Origin of the sequence: Brevibacillus aydinogluensis (assembly GCF_961514395.1) — a bacterium.
GTDB classification, from domain to species: Bacteria; Bacillota; Bacilli; order Brevibacillales; family Brevibacillaceae; genus Brevibacillus; species Brevibacillus aydinogluensis.
On the sequence record NZ_OY569118.1, the window covers coordinates 654594 to 671680 of the forward strand.

At 59.8% G+C, this 17087-nt stretch carries 14 protein-coding genes and 1 riboswitch; of the genes, 12 read left to right on the top strand and 2 right to left on the bottom strand.

The window, feature by feature from the left end:
* The first annotated feature begins 119 nt into the window (after positions 1-119).
* Complete coding sequence (locus Q7F15_RS03135) at positions 120-911, top strand: alpha/beta hydrolase family protein (protein ID WP_212132899.1); 792 nt, start codon at positions 120-122, stop codon at positions 909-911.
* Here Q7F15_RS03135 and Q7F15_RS03140 read toward each other — a convergent pair.
* On the bottom strand, positions 908-2743 hold the full coding sequence (locus Q7F15_RS03140; protein ID WP_171566790.1) for a sensor histidine kinase: 1836 nt from the start codon (positions 2741-2743) through the stop codon (positions 908-910). The two genes, Q7F15_RS03135 and Q7F15_RS03140, sit on opposite strands and share 4 nt — an antisense overlap.
* A gap of 16 nt (positions 2744-2759) precedes the next feature.
* Complete coding sequence (locus tag Q7F15_RS03145; protein WP_171566791.1) at positions 2760-3758, bottom strand: BMP family ABC transporter substrate-binding protein; 999 nt, start codon at positions 3756-3758, stop codon at positions 2760-2762.
* Between the two features lie 229 nt (positions 3759-3987).
* Here Q7F15_RS03145 and Q7F15_RS03150 point away from each other — a divergent pair, with 229 nt between their 5' ends.
* From Q7F15_RS03150 to Q7F15_RS03200, 11 genes are all read left to right on the top strand, one after another.
* The gene (locus Q7F15_RS03150) at positions 3988-4152 is read left to right on the top strand and encodes a hypothetical protein (RefSeq protein WP_171566792.1); all 165 of its coding nucleotides are present in this window, start codon (positions 3988-3990) and stop codon (positions 4150-4152) included.
* Between the two features lie 113 nt (positions 4153-4265).
* On the top strand, positions 4266-4619 hold the full coding sequence (locus tag Q7F15_RS03155; RefSeq protein ID WP_171566793.1) for a response regulator: 354 nt from the start codon (positions 4266-4268) through the stop codon (positions 4617-4619).
* Positions 4620-4783: 164 nt separating this feature from the next.
* Positions 4784-6712: a sigma-54-dependent Fis family transcriptional regulator gene (locus Q7F15_RS03160; protein ID WP_304415090.1), complete on the top strand. Its 1929-nt coding sequence runs from the start codon at positions 4784-4786 to the stop codon at positions 6710-6712.
* A gap of 17 nt (positions 6713-6729) precedes the next feature.
* Positions 6730-7551: a lipoate--protein ligase family protein gene (locus Q7F15_RS03165; protein WP_230077404.1), complete on the top strand. Its 822-nt coding sequence runs from the start codon at positions 6730-6732 to the stop codon at positions 7549-7551.
* A 234-nt stretch (positions 7552-7785) separates the two neighbouring features.
* Positions 7786-8778: a thiamine pyrophosphate-dependent dehydrogenase E1 component subunit alpha gene (locus tag Q7F15_RS03170; protein WP_171566796.1), complete on the top strand. Its 993-nt coding sequence runs from the start codon at positions 7786-7788 to the stop codon at positions 8776-8778.
* 15 nt (positions 8779-8793) lie between these two features.
* Entirely contained in the window at positions 8794-9831 is a 1038-nt protein-coding gene (locus Q7F15_RS03175) for an alpha-ketoacid dehydrogenase subunit beta (protein WP_171566797.1), read from the top strand.
* 165 nt (positions 9832-9996) lie between these two features.
* Positions 9997-11265, top strand: coding sequence for a dihydrolipoamide acetyltransferase family protein (locus tag Q7F15_RS03180; RefSeq protein WP_212132888.1), 1269 nt, complete (start codon positions 9997-9999; stop codon positions 11263-11265).
* Positions 11266-11277: 12 nt separating this feature from the next.
* On the top strand, positions 11278-12657 hold the full coding sequence (gene lpdA, locus Q7F15_RS03185; protein WP_304415091.1) for a dihydrolipoyl dehydrogenase: 1380 nt from the start codon (positions 11278-11280) through the stop codon (positions 12655-12657).
* Between the two features lie 120 nt (positions 12658-12777).
* The gene (locus Q7F15_RS03190; RefSeq protein ID WP_304415092.1) at positions 12778-14013 is read left to right on the top strand and encodes a PucR family transcriptional regulator; all 1236 of its coding nucleotides are present in this window, start codon (positions 12778-12780) and stop codon (positions 14011-14013) included.
* A gap of 125 nt (positions 14014-14138) precedes the next feature.
* Positions 14139-15263: an alanine dehydrogenase gene (ald, locus tag Q7F15_RS03195; protein WP_171566801.1), complete on the top strand. Its 1125-nt coding sequence runs from the start codon at positions 14139-14141 to the stop codon at positions 15261-15263.
* A gap of 331 nt (positions 15264-15594) precedes the next feature.
* Positions 15595-16683, top strand: coding sequence for a quinone-dependent dihydroorotate dehydrogenase (locus tag Q7F15_RS03200; RefSeq protein WP_230077397.1), 1089 nt, complete (start codon positions 15595-15597; stop codon positions 16681-16683).
* A 92-nt stretch (positions 16684-16775) separates the two neighbouring features.
* Positions 16776-16967, top strand: a riboswitch (cobalamin riboswitch).
* Positions 16968-17087 lie beyond the last annotated feature (120 nt).

A 17087-nucleotide genomic window follows, 5' to 3' on the forward strand; every position in this document is an offset into this window, starting at 1 on the left:
CGTCCCTTCTTCCCTTTTTGCATTTTCGCCATGCCCATCCAGGCGTAGGAGGCAAAACGGGGCATCTTAATGCAAGACGAAGGAGACGAGGAGGAGTCCGTGTGCAAACAGGAGGCAACATGGCGTGCGCGCCGTTCCTGGAGCTGAAGCCCGAACTGCCGGTCCAACCGGGCGTCCGGCTGTACACCGTCACCTATCTCAGCCAGGGATTGCGCGTCAAAGCGCTTCTGGCTGTTCCTGATGCAGAAGCGGCGGAACTTCCGGCGCTGCTCTACTGCCGCGGCGGCATCAAGGGCGTCGGGAAGGTGAGGCCTGAGCGGATCAGCCAATTGGCGTCGTTTGGATACGTGGTGCTGGCTCCGCACTACCGCGGAAACGAAGGAGGCGAGGGACGGGACGAGTTCGGCGGCGAGGACCGGCACGATGTGTTCGCCGCCTACGAGCTGCTGCGGGCGATGCCGGGCGTGGATCGGACGCGGATCAGCGTCTACGGGTTTTCCCGCGGCGGGATCATGTCGCTCTTGGCAGCGATCGAGTGTCCCGGGATTCGCGCGGCGGTGGTGTGGGGAGGGGTCAGCGACCTGTTTCTCACCTACGAGGAGCGAGTTGACCTGCGGCGCATGCTTCGCCGCGTCGTCGGCCACCCGCGCAAGCAGCCGGAGGCGTACCGCTGGCGGTCGCCCGTCTACCGGGCGGCGGAGATTGCCTGCCCCGTGCTGATCATCCACGGGACAGAAGACCAAAACGTGGGAGTGGAGCACGCCATTCGCCTGGCGGACGCGTTGCAGCGGTGCGGCAAACCCTGTGAGCTGTGGCTGGTGGACGGAGCCAGCCACCTGTTCCAGGGAGAGCGGATGGAGACGTACACCCGGCGGATGTTTGCCTGGCTGGACAGCGTTGCCCGGGATTAAGCGCTGCCCTCGAGGGCGCGCGGCTGGATCGGGAGGGAAATGACGATTTCCGTGCCTTCTCCCACTTTGCTGAAGATGCGCATGTCTCCGCCGTGGTTTTCCACCATGCGCCGGGTGATCGGCAGACCCAGTCCGGTGCCGTCTTCCTTGAGCGAGAAAAACGGGTCGAATATCCGGTTCAGATGCTCTGGCGGGATGCCTTCGCCGGTGTCGCGGATGTGGATGTTCACATAATTCTCGTCCACCCGGTTTTCCACGGTGAGGACGCCGCCCTGCCGCATCGCTTCGATGCTGTTTTTCATCAGGTTGAGCAAAATCTGTTTCAGCTGTTCCACGTCCACCGGCATGCGTGTCTCCTTGTCGCAGAGGTCGACGATTTCGATGCCGTGCAGCGTCGCTTCCGCCTTGATCAGCGGAAGAATTGAGTCCAGCACCTGGGCCAGCGCCACTTCCCGGTAGTTGGGCTGTGACGGCTTGGAGAGCATCAGCAGTTCCGTCACGATTTTGTTGACCCGCTCGATCTCCTGCAGGATGAGCGGCAGGTAGTGGCGGTCGCGCTCCTCGTCGGGGAGGCGCTGCTGGAGCAGTTGAATAAAGCCGTAGATGACGGTCAACGGGTTGCGGATTTCGTGGGCGGCACCGGCTGCCAACTGGCCGACCATGGCCAGCTTTTCCGACTGGTGCAGGTACGCCTGCACCTTTTCCTGTTCCGTGATGTCGGTAAAGGTGACCATCCACCCTGCCTCCCGGTTGTGCTGGTTTCGCAGCGGCACGTAGGAGACCAGCGCGGTGAACGAACTGCCATCCTGCTTGTACAGGGTGATCTTCCGGTTTTCAAACCACGGCGCCTCGTCCGTATCCGGCGATTGTTCCCAGACGGAGGGATCGTCGGTCTGCGGAAAGTAGTTCTTGTCCAGCTGTACCAGTTCGTTCGCCTTTTGATTGATGTGCACCCAGGCAGAGTGATAGTGGCGAGTGATGACCCCGACCGGCAGCGAGTTCAGGATCTGCTCGCGCACGTTTTTCTCCTCTTCCAGTACCAGGCGGCGGGCTTCATCCTGCTGAAACAGGCGGGCGATGTTTCTCGACATCCGGTTGAACTCCTGGGCCAGCTCGTAAAACTCATCCCGGGTGCTGTAGATGATCTGCTGCCCGAACGTGCCTTTGGACACTTTGCGCACCTGCTGGATCAGCGATTGGATCGGCCGGAGCAGCTCCTTGCGGAAGTAGAACGTGCAGAACAGTCCAAACAGAATGGCGGCCACGGAGACTGAATAGGTGAGGATGAGGGAGACTTTCAGGCTCTCGTTGGTCCGCTGAAACTCCTTGTTCGTCTGGAATTCCAGCCGGTTGAGCGAAAAGGTGAGCTGCTTTTCCAACTTGTCGATGTGCGGCTGCACTTCCTGGGTGAGGACGTAGCTGACCGCCTCCACGTTGTTGGCTTTCAGCAACGGGTTGATTTTGTTCAAGAACAGAAAATCCAGTTCACTAATAGATTCAATGATGGCAAACAAGTCGCTGTTGGTGTCTGTCTTGGGGATGGATTCGAAGCGCGACGTGTCAATCAGGTTGGTGTAGTACTCGTCCAGATAGGACGGCTCTCGGGTGATGGTGTACATTTTCAGCGCATACGTTTTCATGTACATCTGGTTTTTGATGTCAAGCAGGCTGCTCGCCTGCGGCAGCACGTTTTGCGTCAGGTGTGTCTCGTCCGTGGTGACTTTGGTCATCTGGTAGCTGAACAACGTTGTGACACAGCCGATCAGAAGCATCATGACAAGGTAACTGAGCATCATTTTTTTCTGAAACCCTAAGTTTCGAAACGGAGACATGTAGATAATCCTCCACCTATTGCTGGCGATGATGAGTAAGGCGTTCAAATTCCTGCTGCATTTCGGCGCGTACCTCCGGCGGCACCATCGGGCCAAACGTGCTTAACCGATTTACGCCCTCGGCCAGACCGTAGGTGACCGTACCGGAAGGAAGCGTGCCGGCGGTGTACTGGGCCATCAGGGTTCGGTAGCACTGCCGGACGTCCTGAATCAACGAGGCGAGCACGTGGTTGGGGGCGATGTAGCGCTGGTCGGCAATGTAGCCGATGGCGTAGATGTTGGCCCGCTGCGCTTCCGTGATGACCGCCAGATTGTAGCTGTCGCCGGTCGTGTAGATCACGTCCACACCTTTGGCAATCATGCTTTTGGCGGCCCGGGTGGCACCCTCCACGTCGTTGAAATCAGGCACTTTCTCGACGATTAGCTGCGTGCGCGAATTTGTGTTTCTGACCCCCTCCTGGAAACCTTCCAACTGCTTGTACTCGGTCGGTTTGTCCGTCAGGATATAGCCGACTTTGCGGGTCTTGGACATGGTGGCGGCCAGTTTCCCGACGAGATAGCCGGCCGGTTTCATATCGTAGCAGATGGTCGTCTGGTTGGGGTGGACCGCTTCCCCGTTAAAGGAGATGAAACGCGTCTCCGGGTAGAGGGGAGCGATCTGGGTGAACGGCTCGGAAAAAATGACACCGTGACCGAAGATCAGATCATAGCCGTTGGAGGCGTACTGCTGCGTCACGGCGGTAATCTGTTCCGGCTTCAGATTGCTGGCGACTTCCAGGGAAAACCCGTACGTTTTCTTCAATTCCGTCAGGCTCTCCAGCGCACTGCTGTTCCAACCCTGGTCGTACGTGGGCCCTTCCAAAAGGAGCGCCACCCGCAGCTTGTGCTTGGCATTCCCAGTTTGGTTGAACTGCTGCAGGTGTGTCATGCTGGTCATAAACTGGCTGGTGATCAACAGGAGCAGGGCGATGACCAGACCCACGAACAGGGCGGAAAACGGCTGCAGTTTGGGCATGACTCGATCCTCCCTAAAAAACAAACGTAATTGAACACACTTCTACAACATAGGCCAAAAATCCTCTGTTTGGAAAAAAAGAGAAGGGGCGGAGCAAAATGGTGCAGGTGTGGCGATGCGCATGTCCTGCCGGGTAAAACATGCGGCGGGGAATGGGGCGCGGCCGCTCGGGGAACGATAACGGGGAGCGCCGATGACACCGGCAATACGTTGGGCAAAGGAGGATATCATGGAAAAGGAGATTGTGGAAATTCCCCAGGTGGACATCCCGGACGAGTTCACGCAGGTGGAAATACCGGAGATCGGCGAGACGACGCCCCATCCGAAACCGGACAGCCCGCTGGCCACTGCGGGAGAGGCGGAACAGCCGATCGGTTTTACCACCGGTCGATAACGGACATAACGGGCAGTTCGACAAAAACAGCCAATTTCTTTCGTGGACAAGTCTCGCGTTTTTTGTAAAAGTAAAAAGAGAAAGTGCGAGACGGTTCAAGGGGGAAAAAGTGCGTGGCCCGTTTGTTGATTGTGGACGACGCGGCGTTTATGAGGCGGATGCTGGCCGACATGGTCGGCGACGTGCATGAGGTGTGCGGGGAAGCCGCCAACGGGATAGAAGCGATTGCCAAGTACAAGGAACTGAAACCGGACATCGTCACCATGGACATCAGTATGCCCGAGATGCAGGGCATCGAGGCGATGCGGGAGATTCTGGCGTACGACAGGGAGGCACGGGTGCTGATCTGCTCTGCGATCGGCCACCGTCAGAAAGTGCTGGAAGCGATGAAGTCAGGCGCGCGGGACTTTCTCGTCAAGCCGTTTCAAAAAGAACAGGTGATGGATGCAATTTCGCGACTGCTGTAAGGAGATACGGCCGCCTTTCGTAGAGAAGTCGGCCGTTTTTGAGTGGCTCGGTGCTGTTCGGTTCTCACCTTCGCTTCTAACTGGATAACTTCTTGAAAAAACAGAAAATTCAATATATTGTTAAGGCAGCGGGACAGAATTGAGGAGCGGAGGGTGGAGGATGCATGATTGAGGAAAGCGTTTCGCTCAGCATGTGGAAACGTTTTGTTCAAGAAGGCGTATTGGACTCGGCGCGACTCAACAAACGAATCTCGGAATCGTGGCATCGTTGCAAGATCGGGAAAGTCAATCCGTACGAAGGAAAAGGGAGGAAGGTCCTGAAGGGGGAAGCCTGGGAACTGCAAAAGGAAAAAAACCGCCGCCTTCTGGAGTTGACCTTGCCGCAGATCAGCAGGCTGTCTCCGTTTATTCGCGATGTCGGGATGATTGCCCTGGTGATCGATCCGGAGGGCTACGTGCTCAGCATGCAGGGAGAACAGCGAACGCTTCAGGAGGCGCACGCCATCAATTTTCGGGAAGGTGTGCGCTGGACGGAGGACGAGGTGGGAACCAATGCGATCGGCACGGCGCTCATGGCGGGCGAGCCGATCATGGTCAACGGTACGGAACACTACTCCGTCGCGTCTCACTCCTGGAGCTGTTCGGCGGCACCGATCCGGGACGGAAACGGAACCTTGATCGGGGTGGTGGATGTTTCCGCTCCGTTGGCCCGCAGCCATCCCCAGATGATGGCCACGGTCTCTTCGCTGGCTTTCTTGATCGAGCAGGAGTGGATGAAAGAGCGGCAGCGGGATGACCTGGAATTGATGCGGTTGGCGGTGGAGGAGCCGGACGAAGAAGAGCGCCTCTGGGTGGTCTGCAATCAGGATCAGCGGGTGGTGTACGCCAGCCGCAGCGTCCGGCAGGCGATGCGCGGCTGGGCTGAAGCGCCCCGTGAACAGGTGCGGGAATCCGGCTTTCGGGAAGGCATTCAGATTCCCCTGTACTCGCTCAGGCACGGAGGGCTGATCGGTTACCGGATCGAACTGCTCCGCAGCGAGTCCCGGGTCCATCTGCACGGGACAGGCCGTGCCGTCTCCGGGCTCCTGCAGCAGGCAACCGACAGTGCCATCTCCGGGTTCCAGCAGCAGGCAACCGGCCGTGCCGTTTCCCGAGTTCGGTTTCGCGGAGAGGCAGGCACGAGCCGCGCCTTTCAGTTTACCCTGCGCGAAGTCGAACGGATTGCCCCATCGGACGGCACCGTTGTCATTTACGGAGAAAGCGGCACGGGAAAGGAATTGATCGCCCGGGCGATTCACGACAGCAGTCCGCGGGCGGAGGGGCCGTTTGTGGCGGTGAACTGCGGAGCGGTGCCGCGCGAGCTGATGGAAAGCGAATTGTTCGGGTACGCCGAGGGCGCCTTTACCGGAGCCAGGCGCCGCGGTTACAGCGGGAAGATTGTTCAGGCGGACGGCGGCACGTTGTTTTTGGATGAGATCGGCGAGATACCGCATGCGATGCAGGTGGCGCTGTTGCGGGTGCTGCAGGAACGAAAGGTCACCCCGATCGGAAGTGCGGAGGAGATTTCGGTGAACGTTCGCGTCATCGCCGCCACGCACCGCAACCTGCGTCAACTGGTGAAGGAAGGAGCGTTTCGGGAGGATTTGTATTACCGGCTGCACGTGCTGCCGATCACGGTTCCGCCGCTGCGGGAGCGAAAAGAAGACATCCCGTCTCTGATCCGTCACTATTGCAGTCAGAACGGCTTCGCGCTGGAACTGCCGGCAGATGTGATGGAGGTATTGCTTGCCTATGACTGGCCGGGGAATATCCGGGAACTGTTCAACGTGCTGGAACGGATGAGGGTGTCGCCGCGCGAAGAATGGAAGCGCTTTCTTTTAGAGGCGGTGCAGCCGGAATGTTCTCTGGGTCTGCCACCGCAATCCGCAGCGCCATCCCCTTCCCCTCGTCCGCTCACGTATCGGGAGCAGTTGGAGCGAAACGCGATCGTCCGGGCGTTGGAAAAGAGCAACGGGAGCGCTTCCGTGGCGGCGGAGATGCTGGGGATTCCGCGCAGCACGTTTTACCGGAAGCTGAAAAAATATCAGTTGTAGGCGCAAGGAGGAACCTAATGAATGACATGCCTGTCATCCGCATGCTGAACACGGCCGCATCCATCCAGACCGGAGACGTTTTAATCCCGTTTGGCATCGACGAAGCATACGCCCGGCTGGCGGCGCGGGAAACAGAAGCGGTGCCGCCGCTGGTCCATCTCTGGAGGCACCGGCGGGCGATGGTGCTGGGAGCGCAGGACGCCAAGCTGCCGAATGCAGCGCTGGCCGTCCGACTGCTGCGGGAGCGGGGGTGCCAGACGGCTGTCAGACACTCGGGCGGAGCGGCGGTTCCGCTCGACGGCGGGGTGGTGAACCTGTCTTTGGTCATGCAGGCGCCTGCCCATGATCTCACCCCCGAACCGCATTTCGAGCGCATGGCGGCCTTGATTCGAGCGGTCCTTGGCACGACGGGACAGCGGGTGCAAACAGGCGAAGTGGAGGGAGCCTACTGTCCCGGTTCGTACGATCTTAGCATCGACGGTCTCAAATTTTGCGGGATTGCCCAGAGGCGGCTCTCGCGCGCTGTCATCGTGCAGGCGTTTGTTCTGACGGAAGGGAGCGGCTGCTCGTACGGTGAAGCGGCGCGAGACTTTTACCGGATGGCTGGAAAAGGTGCACCGGCAGACGCCTTTCCCCGTGTGGTGCCGGAGCGCATGGCCAGCCTGAGCGAACTGGGCATGAGCGGGGGCGTAGACGCATTTGTCGGGCGGGTGCGGGACGTGCTGGCAGGGCTGGGAACGGTGGAGGAGATGAGCGCCTGCCCCGCCTCGCTGGAAGCAGACGCGAAACGGTCGCTTGCCTCGTTGAAGGAGCGAAACGGCAACGTCGGTTTGTTGTGAACCGGCGTTTTTTTATGTCCGCACGCGTACAGCGCATGAGACAAAACGGGACGATTTGGGAATGTGTCTCATCCGGTGCCGCTCGCTGCGGACGCGGGGATATGCGGAATAGGGAAAAATCCGCATCCGATTGCTGTTTGCACGAGACGTAAACGGCTGGCACGGTGGTTGCAATTCAGACAGGAGGCAAGAGCGGTTTTTGCTGCCGACAAATCACGATGGGAGGCGTAAGCGATGAAAGCGACACAAGCGGAAGCACAGGTACTGTCCCGCGAACAGGCGAGATGGATGTACCGCAAGATGGTGGAGATCCGGAAGTTTGAAGACGCGGTTCACCTGCTGTTCGGGCAGGGCAAACTGCCGGGTTTCGTTCATCTGTACGCGGGAGAAGAGGCGATCGCGGTAGGAGTTGGCGCCCATTTGAACCAGCAGGACAGCATTACCAGCACGCACCGCGGCCACGGTCACTGCATCGCCAAGGAATGTGACCTGAACGGCATGATGGCGGAGCTGTACGGCAAAGCCACCGGCCTGTGCAAAGGGAAGGGCGGCTCGATGCACATCGCCGATCTGGACAAAGGCATGCTCGGCGCAAATGGAATCGTCGGAGGCGGATTCCCGCTCGCCTGCGGAGCGGCGCTGACGGCCAAGCTGAAAAAGAGCGGCGCGGTCAGCGTCTGTTTCTTCGGAGACGGGGCCAACAATCAGGGAACGTTTCATGAAGGACTGAACCTGGCGGCCATCTGGAAGCTGCCGGTCGTCTTCGTGGCGGAAAACAACGGATATGCAGAGGCCACCCCGTTCACATACGCCTCAAGCTGCACCCGTATCGCTGATCGTGCAAGCGGTTACAACATGCCCGGCGTGGTCGTTGACGGCAAGGATGTGCTGGCTGTCTACCGCGCGGCGGGTGAAGCGATCGCCCGCGCCCGCAGAGGCGAAGGTCCCACGCTGATCGAGTGCATTACCTACCGCAATTACGGCCATTTTGAAGGTGATGCCCAAAAGTACAAAACAGAGGAAGAGAAGGCCGAACATCTCAACGAACGGGATGCGATCGCCCTGTTCCGTAATCACCTGCTTGCCACGCAGACGCTGACGGCTGATGAGATCAACGGCATCGAGCGTGACGTGGACGCAGCCGTGCAGGCGGCGATCCGGTTCGCGGAGGAAAGCCCGTATCCGGATGCGAGCGAACTGTTGACCGACGTGTACGTGTCCTACTAAGAAAGGAGGATGAACATGACGAGAAAAATCAGCTTTTCTGCCGCTGTCAACGAAGCGATCAGGCTGGCCATGCGGGCTGACGAAAACGTCATCCTGCTCGGCGAAGACGTGGCCGGAGGTGCGCAGGTGGACCATCTGCAGGATGACGAAGCCTGGGGCGGAGTGCTCGGTGTGACCAAGGGACTGGTGCAGGAGTTTGGCCGTGAGCGGGTGCTGGACACGCCGATTACGGAAGCCGGCTTTATCGGAGCTGCGATGGGAGCCGCGGCAACCGGCCTGCGCCCGATCGCGGAACTGATGTTTAACGACTTTATCGGCAGCTGTCTCGACATGGTGATGAACCAGGGGGCCAAGTTCCGCTACATGTTCGGCGGCAAGGCGCAGGTGCCCGTCACGATTCGGACCATGCACGGCGCGGGCTTTAGCGCCGCCGCCCAGCACTCCCAAAGCCTGTACGCAATGTTTACCCACATCCCGGGCATCAAGGTGGTCGTCCCGTCCACCCCGTATGATGCCAAAGGGCTGCTGCTCGCTTCCATCGAGGACAACGACCCGGTGATTTTCTTTGAAGACAAGACCCTGTACAACACTACCGGTGACGTGCCGGAAGAGTATTACACCCTGCCGCTCGGCAAGGCGGACATCAAACGGGTCGGCAGCGACGTGACGATCGTGGCCATCGGCAAGCAGGTCCACACGGCGCTGCAGGCGGCGGAGCGACTGGCCCAAAAAGGCGTCGAGGCAGAAGTGGTGGACCCGCGCACGCTTTCGCCGCTGGACGAAGACACCATCCTCGCGTCGGTCGCCAAGACCAATCGCCTGATCGTGGTCGACGAAGCCAATCCGCGCTGCAGCGTGGCGACCGATATCGCGGCCTTGGTGGCGGACAAGGGCTTCGATACACTGGATGCGCCGATCAAGCGGATCACCGCGCCGCATACTCCGGTGCCGTTTTCGCCGCCCCTGGAGGAGTTGTATCTGCCTTCGCCCCAGAAAGTGGTGGAGGCCGTCTCGGAACTGATCGGTGACGCGTCCATCGCGGCGGTGACGTAATCGCTGCCCGATGGCGGAAAAGCCCGCTGGCCGTCCTGATCGCGGGAGTGAGCGGGACCGGTACATGGTTGTTTGCCCAGGAGCATTCGGTTCGGTGCGGCAGCCGCGCCGGGTGCTCCTGGCTCGTTTTTGGGTGACGTCGAAGCAGGGGGAGGAGAGATCAGCATGGCACATGAAGTGATTATGCCCAAACTGGGCATGGCGATGGTGGAGGGGACCGTCATCGCCTGGAAAAAACGAGTGGGCGATGCCGTGAAAAAGGGGGAGGGCATCGTCGAGATCAGCTCGGAAAAAATCGAGATGGAAGTGGAAGCACCGGCCGATGGCGTCCTGCTGCGCATTGACGTAGCCGAGGGGGGCGTCGTTCCCTACGGTACCGTGCTGGGTGTGGTAGGCCAACCAAACGAGACGATAACAGAGGTGCCGGCAGCTGGTGCTGCACAGGTGGAAGCGGCCGCTTCGCTGGCGGCTGCAGAGCCGGTGACGACTGCGACTGCCGCGCCGGGAGCACCGGCGACAGGAAGGACACCGGCGGCAGGTTCGGCCCTGTCGCGGGAAGGCGTCAAGATTTCGCCAGTGGCCCGCAAAATGGCCGAAGAGGCTGGACTGGACTACACGCGCATCGTCGGATCGGGTCCGCAGGGACGCATTACCAAGGAGGATATCGAGGCGGCGCTGGCGGCGCGGGAAAACGCAGCAAACGCGTCGGCCGGACAGGTTGACGCGGAGCCGGTTGGGACAATGAGCGCCGAACGCATTCCGGTGGCGGGCATGCGCAAGGTCATTGCCGAGCGGATGAAACACAGCCTGATGCAGAGCGCCCAGCTCACCATAACGATGCATGCCGATGTGACCGACTTGCTGCGGATGAAGGAACAAGTAGCTGGCGAGCTGCAGGAGCGCTGCGGGGTGAAGCTGACCGTCACCGATTTGATCGCTAGGGCGGTCGTGCTGGCCCTGTCCCGCCACAAGGACATGAACAGCGCGTTTCTCGGCGATCACATCGAGCGGTACGAGGAGATTCATCTGGGCATTGCCGTCGCTCTGGAAAAAGGACTGGTGGTGCCAGTCATCAGGCGGGCCGGGACGCTGTCGCTGGCAGAACTGTCCGGAACAATCAGGTCGCTGGTGGATCGCGCCCGCCAAAACCAGCTTGCGCCGGATGAGATGAAAGGCTCCACCTTCACCATCACCAATCTGGGCGGATACGGCGTGGACACCTTTACCCCGATCCTCAACCCGCCGGAGACGGGGATTCTCGGTGTCGGGGCCGCAAAGGATACGCCTGTCTTTGTCGGCGACGAACTTGTGCGGCGAAGCATGCTGCCGCTCTCGCTCACCTTTGATCACCGGGTGCTTGACGGCGCTCCGGCAGCGGCATTTCTGGCGACGGTGAAGCGCTATCTGGAAGAGCCGTACAACCTGCTGCTTTAGGGAGGACATCACATGCAAAACGTTGCGATTATTGGCGGAGGTCCGGCAGGGTACGTGGCGGCAATTACCGCCGCGCGCCTGGGGAAACGGGTGTTTTTGATCGAAGAAAAGGAATTGGGCGGCACTTGTCTGAACGAAGGCTGCATGCCGACCAAAGCGCTGCTGGAGTCGGCAGAGATGTACCAGCATGTTCAGCGTGCCGGCCGCTTTGGCATTGACGTGCCGGCGGAAGCAACAAGCGTCAACTGGAAAAATGTGCAGGCGTACAAGCAGGGCATTGTGCGCAGGTTGACCAGCGGGGTTCATCACTTGATGAAGAAAAACCAGGTGCAGGTCATCCGCGGGAGGGCGTCCTTCATCGACGAGCACCGGCTGCTCATTGAGCGGAGTGACGGTGAACAGCGGCTGGAAGCGGACCGCTTTCTCATCGCCAGCGGCTCGGAGCCGATCGCCCTGCCGTTTGCGCCGTTTGACGGCGAGTGGGTCCTGCACAGCGGTCATGCCATGTCGCTTGACGCCGCCCCGCCCGTCCTGCTGATCGTGGGCGGCGGCGTGATCGGCTGTGAATTTGCTTCGCTGTACGGGCGGATGGGCAGCAGCGTGATCGTCGTCGAAATGGCAGACCAACTGCTGCCTGGCGAAGACGCAGACATCGCCGCCGTCCTGGAGCGGGGATTGAGGCAAGCGGGGGTCACCGTTCATTTGGGCAGCCGTGTGGAAGCGCTGGATCACGCGACGAAAACAGCGCGGGTGCGTACACCGGAGGGGGTGATCGAAATTGCCGCAGATGCTGTTCTCGTGGCAATCGGGCGCAGGCCCCGGGTGGCCGGTCTGGGGTTGGAACGGATCGGGGTGCGCGTCACTTCGCGCGGGGTCGAGGTGAACGAGCGGATGCAGACCAACCTGCCGCACATTTTCGCGGCGGGCGATGTGATCGGGGGAATTCAGCTCGCGCACGTGGCGTTTCATGAAGGAGAGGTGAGCGCCGTCAACATCTGCGGAGGGGACCGCAGCGTCGATTACCGCACAGTGCCGCGCTGCATCTACACTTCGCCGGAAGTGGCGTCGGTGGGACTGACTGAGCGGCAGGCGCGGGAAACGTACGGCGAGATCCGGATCGGCGAGTTTCCCTTTGCGGCCAACGGCAAGGCGCAGATTTTGCAGGAGACAGCCGGCAAGGCAAAAGTCTTGATCGAACCTCGCTATCATGAAATCGTGGGCATTTCCCTGGTGGGACCGCGGGCAACCGAGTTAATCGGTCAGGCTTCGCTGATGCTGCACACGGAAATGACAGCCGAGGCGGCGGAAACCCTGATCGCGCCCCATCCGACACTGTCCGAAACGCTCTGGGAGGCAGTTCGGGGCGGGATCGGCCAGGCTGTCCATGCATGACGTCAGGCAGGTATCGCTGCCGGGCGGGCATTGCGGTGTCTCGCTATCTTTTGTTCCGCCTCGTTCCACCTTTCCGGTATAATAGAACTACGTACACATGGTCGGCAAAGAGGTGGAACCGTGTCTGTTCAACCTGATTACTTTCAGAAGTACCAACATGCGGATATTGAAGAACTGGCGGACATCATCGGGGATCTGTTGCAAAACCCGATCACGATCGAAGACGCCGACCACAGGCTGATCGCCTACAGCTCCCACGGCGAAAGCACCGACCAGGCCCGCTGGTCGACGATCATGGGCCGGCGGGTGCCGGAACACGTGCTGACCCGGTTGTGGAAAGACGGGGTGTTTCAGGAGCTTTTGACCAAGGACGACCCCGTGCACATCCCGGCAAAAGACGAGGTGGGGCTCGGCAAGCGGGTGGCGATTGCGATTCGCCGCGGCAGCGACGTGCTGGGATACATCTGGGCCCAGGAAGTAAACCGCCCCTTGACCGAGGAAGACGACGAAATATTGCGACAGGCGGCGCGGGCAGCGGTGACCCGGCTGGTGCAGCGGCAGGGAAAGCGGAAGGCGGAGGAGCGGCGGCGCAAGGAGTTTCTCTGGGAGTTGTTGTTGGGCAATCACACCAGTGACGCGCTGATTCGGCAAAAAGCGGAAAGCCTGCAGATGAAGCTGCCTTCCTCCTACCTCATCTGCGTCATCGAGGCGGCCGGAACGGGGCTGGAGCAGTACCTCTACCCGCTTTTGATGCGCGACAAGCTGCTGTGGGTGGTGGATGACGGACAGATCGTGCTGCTGATCGGTCTTTTCGGTCGAGGCAAGGAAGGGAAAGACGAGCTGCTGCGCAAAACCGAGCAGTTTCTGGCCGACTCGCTCAGCAAGCTGGTGACCCACGTCCGCGAAGGCCAGGTGACGGCCGGTTACGGCTGCGTCTACAGGGCCTACCCCGACATCGTAAAAAGCTACCGGGAAGCGCTCCACGCGGTCCGGGTAAAGCGGCTGTTTCCGCGTGAGACAGAAGGGATCCACGGGTACCACGAACTGGGCATCTACCGCTACCTGCTGAAGCTGAAGGAGTGGGACGAAGAGCAGGGCTACCAAAACGACCGGCTGGCCCGGCTCAAGGCGTATGACAGGGAAAACCAGACTGCGCTGATGGAGACGCTGGAGACGTACCTGGACGCTGCCGGCCGGTCCAACGTCACCGCCCAGCGGCTGCACATCCACATCAACACGCTTGGGTACCGCCTGCGCCGGATCGAGGAGATTCTGCGAGTCGACCTGGAGGACATGAATCAGCGCGCCGCGTTGTATCTGGAACTGAAAATGGATAAGTTGGACCAGGAACGCTAGTTCGTTTGTGAAAATTCACAAACAGATCGGCAAAAGATTAAGGGAATCCCCAAGGAAACACGTTTTGAAAACGCTGTACAATAGCAGTAACTCGTTATACGGCGTTGCGAAGGAGGATAACCAGCATGATTGTAGGGATTCCCAAAGAGATTAAAAACAACGAAAATCGCGTAGCCATTACCCCTGCCGGCGTGGCTGCGCTGGTGCAAAACGGCCACACGGTTCGCATCGAAAACGGTGCCGGCCTGGGCAGCGGCTTTACCAACGACGATTACACGGCGGTAGGAGCGGAGATCGTCGCAACGGCAGCGGAAGCGTGGGCAGCCGATATGGTGATGAAAGTAAAAGAACCGCTTCCGTCCGAATACGGCTACTTCCGCGAAGGCCTGGTCCTGTTCACCTACCTGCACCTGGCGCCGGAACCGGAGCTGACTCGCGCCCTGATGGAGAAAAAAGTGGTGGCGATCGCGTATGAAACCATTCAATTGGACAACGGTTCACTGCCTCTCCTGATGCCGATGTCCGAAGTGGCCGGCCGCATGTCCGTGCAAATCGGCGCGCAGTTCCTGGAGAAACCGTACGGCGGCAAGGGCGTGCTGCTCGGCGGCGTACCTGGTGTGCAAAAAGGTGAAGTGGTCATCATCGGCGGCGGCATCGTCGGCACCAACGCTGCCAAAATGGCAGTCGGTCTGGGCGCCAACGTCACGATTATCGACGTGAATGCTGATCGCCTGCGCCAACTGGATGACCTGTTCCAAGGTCGCGTGCAAACCCTGATGTCCAATTCGTTCAACATCGCCAACGCCGTGAAAAAGGCGGACCTGCTCATCGGCGCCGTGCTCATCCCTGGTGCCCGTGCACCTCGCCTGGTGACGGAAGAGATGGTCAAAACGATGGCACCGGGCTCTGTGATCGTCGACGTGGCGATCGACCAGGGCGGTTCCATCGAAACGATCGACCGCATCACCACGCACGACAACCCGACCTACGAAAAACACGGCGTGATCCACTACGCGGTTGCCAACATGCCGGGCGCGGTGGCGCGCACTTCCACGCTGGCACTGACCAATGTGACCGTGCCGTACGCTGTGCAGCTTGCCAACAAGGGCTACCGCCAAGCGATCCTGGACAACCGCGCGCTGGCCAAAGGGGTCAACGTGATCGAGGGGAACGTGACCTACAAGGCCGTCGCCGAAGCGCACAACCTGCCGTACGTCTCTATCGACGACGTGCTGCTGGTGAAAAACTGACCGGGCCGGGACGATCCCAGCCGACACAGCAAAACCGTGACCAACTGCCTGCCCTGCCAATCGGGGCAGGCAGTTTTTTTTGTCGGGAGATCGGGTTTAAGAGAATACAGGCATAGGGAATGAGGATACTAGTTGCTAGAGGGGCCGGCTGTCTGCAGACGGGAGGAGTAGGAACCGAAACAGCCGTCTGCTGCCAATGGACCAGGGTCTATCCTCGTATCGCGGCAGAAGTTTTTCCGTAACCGAAGGGAAAGGGTACTTCTCTCGTAGTGCGCACCCTTTTGCAAATATGGTATGCTACTAGGCAGTAGAACGAGTGAGGAGTGCAGTGATGTATCAACTGGTCAAAAAATTCCTGTTTAAGATGAGCGCAGAAGAAGCGCATGAGAAGACCATACACCTGCTCCGGTCAGTGGAAAACTCCGCACCGGGCAAAAGCATCCTGAAGATGGTGTATCAGTTCCGCGACGAACGTCTGGAGACAACGCTCTGGGGCATTCGCTTTCCCAATCCAGTCGGCCTGGCCGCCGGATTTGACAAAAACGCCGAAGTCTACCACGCGTTGGCTTCGCTGGGCTTTGGATTCGTGGAAGTGGGCACAATCACGCCGCAGGGACAACCGGGCAATCCGCAGCCGCGGCTGTTCCGCCTGCCGGAGAAGCAGGCGGTCATTAACCGCATGGGGTTCAACAATTACGGCGCCTACACCGCCTCGCAAAACCTGTTGGACTACGCCTATGCCGACATCCCGATCGGCATCAACATCGGCAAGAACAAGCTGACGCCCAATGAAGAAGCGGCTTCCGACTACAGCAAGTGCCTGGACCTGCTCTATTCGTACGGCCATTATTTTGTGATCAACGTCAGCTCGCCCAACACGCCCAACCTGCGCGACTTGCAGGAGGCCAACAGCCTGCGGTCCATTCTCCGCGAAGTAAAGGCCAAGGCGGCCGAACTGGAGATGCGCGGCGCCAAGGCGAAGCCGATCCTGGTGAAGGTATCGCCCGACATGGCGGACGAGCAGATGAGTGACGTGGTCAGGGCCGCGGTGGCTGAAGGGGCGGCCGGCATCATCGCCACCAACACCACACTGTCCCGTGATGGGGTGGAAAACCACCCGTACGCAGAAGAAGTGGGCGGCTTGAGCGGAAAGCCGCTGGAGGAGCGGTCCACCGCCTGGGTGAGAGAAATTTACCAGGAAGTGGGGGACAAGGTGCCGATCATCGGAGTGGGCGGCATCTTCACCGGTGACGACGCCTACCGCAAGATTCGCGCCGGCGCCAGCCTGGTGCAGGTGTACACGGGAATGATCTACCGCGGGCCGGGTATTGCGCGGCAGATTAACAAACGGCTGGTGCAGCTGTTGAAGAAGGACGGGTTTGCCCGCATCAGCGACGCGGTAGGCGTGGACGCACGATAGATAGCGCACCTCGGAGACGATTCTCCCCTCTTTTGCTTTCGCGGGGGCTCGTTTATAATGGACGCAAACGTCCAAGATGGAAAGGAAAAAAACCGAATACAACGGAGCTAGGTGCCCTTATGCGGATAAGGGGTAACAGGGAATCGGGTGAAAATCCCGAGCGGTCCCGCCACTGTAACCAGGGAATTCTCTTTTGACAGGCCACTCGCCGCTCGCCGGACGGGGAAGGCAAAAGAGCGTGATGATCTGGAAGCCAGGAGACCTACCTAGCTGCCGCACCCAACAGCCTTCGAGGAAAGGAGAGGTGAGCCCAGGCAGTACGACTGTTTTGTTTGAGGAAGTAGTCGTCTATTCACATTGCGCAAAGCTCATCCGGCCGGATGAGTTTTTTTCTTGGACGTTGG

What these genes read in the sequence shown, in the direction of transcription:
- Q7F15_RS03200 (WP_230077397.1), top strand. Translation starts at nt 15,595, where the DNA reads ATGTATCAACTGGTCAAAAAATTCCTGTTTAAGATGAGCGCAGAAGAA.
- ald (WP_171566801.1), top strand. Translation starts at nt 14,139, where the DNA reads ATGATTGTAGGGATTCCCAAAGAGATTAAAAACAACGAAAATCGCGTA.
- Q7F15_RS03150 (WP_171566792.1), top strand. Translation starts at nt 3,988, where the DNA reads ATGGAAAAGGAGATTGTGGAAATTCCCCAGGTGGACATCCCGGACGAG.
- lpdA (WP_304415091.1), top strand. Translation starts at nt 11,278, where the DNA reads ATGCAAAACGTTGCGATTATTGGCGGAGGTCCGGCAGGGTACGTGGCG.
- Q7F15_RS03175 (WP_171566797.1), top strand. Translation starts at nt 8,794, where the DNA reads ATGACGAGAAAAATCAGCTTTTCTGCCGCTGTCAACGAAGCGATCAGG.
- Q7F15_RS03180 (WP_212132888.1), top strand. Translation starts at nt 9,997, where the DNA reads ATGGCACATGAAGTGATTATGCCCAAACTGGGCATGGCGATGGTGGAG.
- Q7F15_RS03165 (WP_230077404.1), top strand. Translation starts at nt 6,730, where the DNA reads ATGAATGACATGCCTGTCATCCGCATGCTGAACACGGCCGCATCCATC.
- Q7F15_RS03170 (WP_171566796.1), top strand. Translation starts at nt 7,786, where the DNA reads ATGAAAGCGACACAAGCGGAAGCACAGGTACTGTCCCGCGAACAGGCG.
- Q7F15_RS03145 (WP_171566791.1), bottom strand. Translation starts at nt 3,758, where the DNA reads ATGCCCAAACTGCAGCCGTTTTCCGCCCTGTTCGTGGGTCTGGTCATC.
- Q7F15_RS03160 (WP_304415090.1), top strand. Translation starts at nt 4,784, where the DNA reads ATGATTGAGGAAAGCGTTTCGCTCAGCATGTGGAAACGTTTTGTTCAA.
- Q7F15_RS03135 (WP_212132899.1), top strand. Translation starts at nt 120, where the DNA reads ATGGCGTGCGCGCCGTTCCTGGAGCTGAAGCCCGAACTGCCGGTCCAA.
- Q7F15_RS03140 (WP_171566790.1), bottom strand. Translation starts at nt 2,743, where the DNA reads ATGTCTCCGTTTCGAAACTTAGGGTTTCAGAAAAAAATGATGCTCAGT.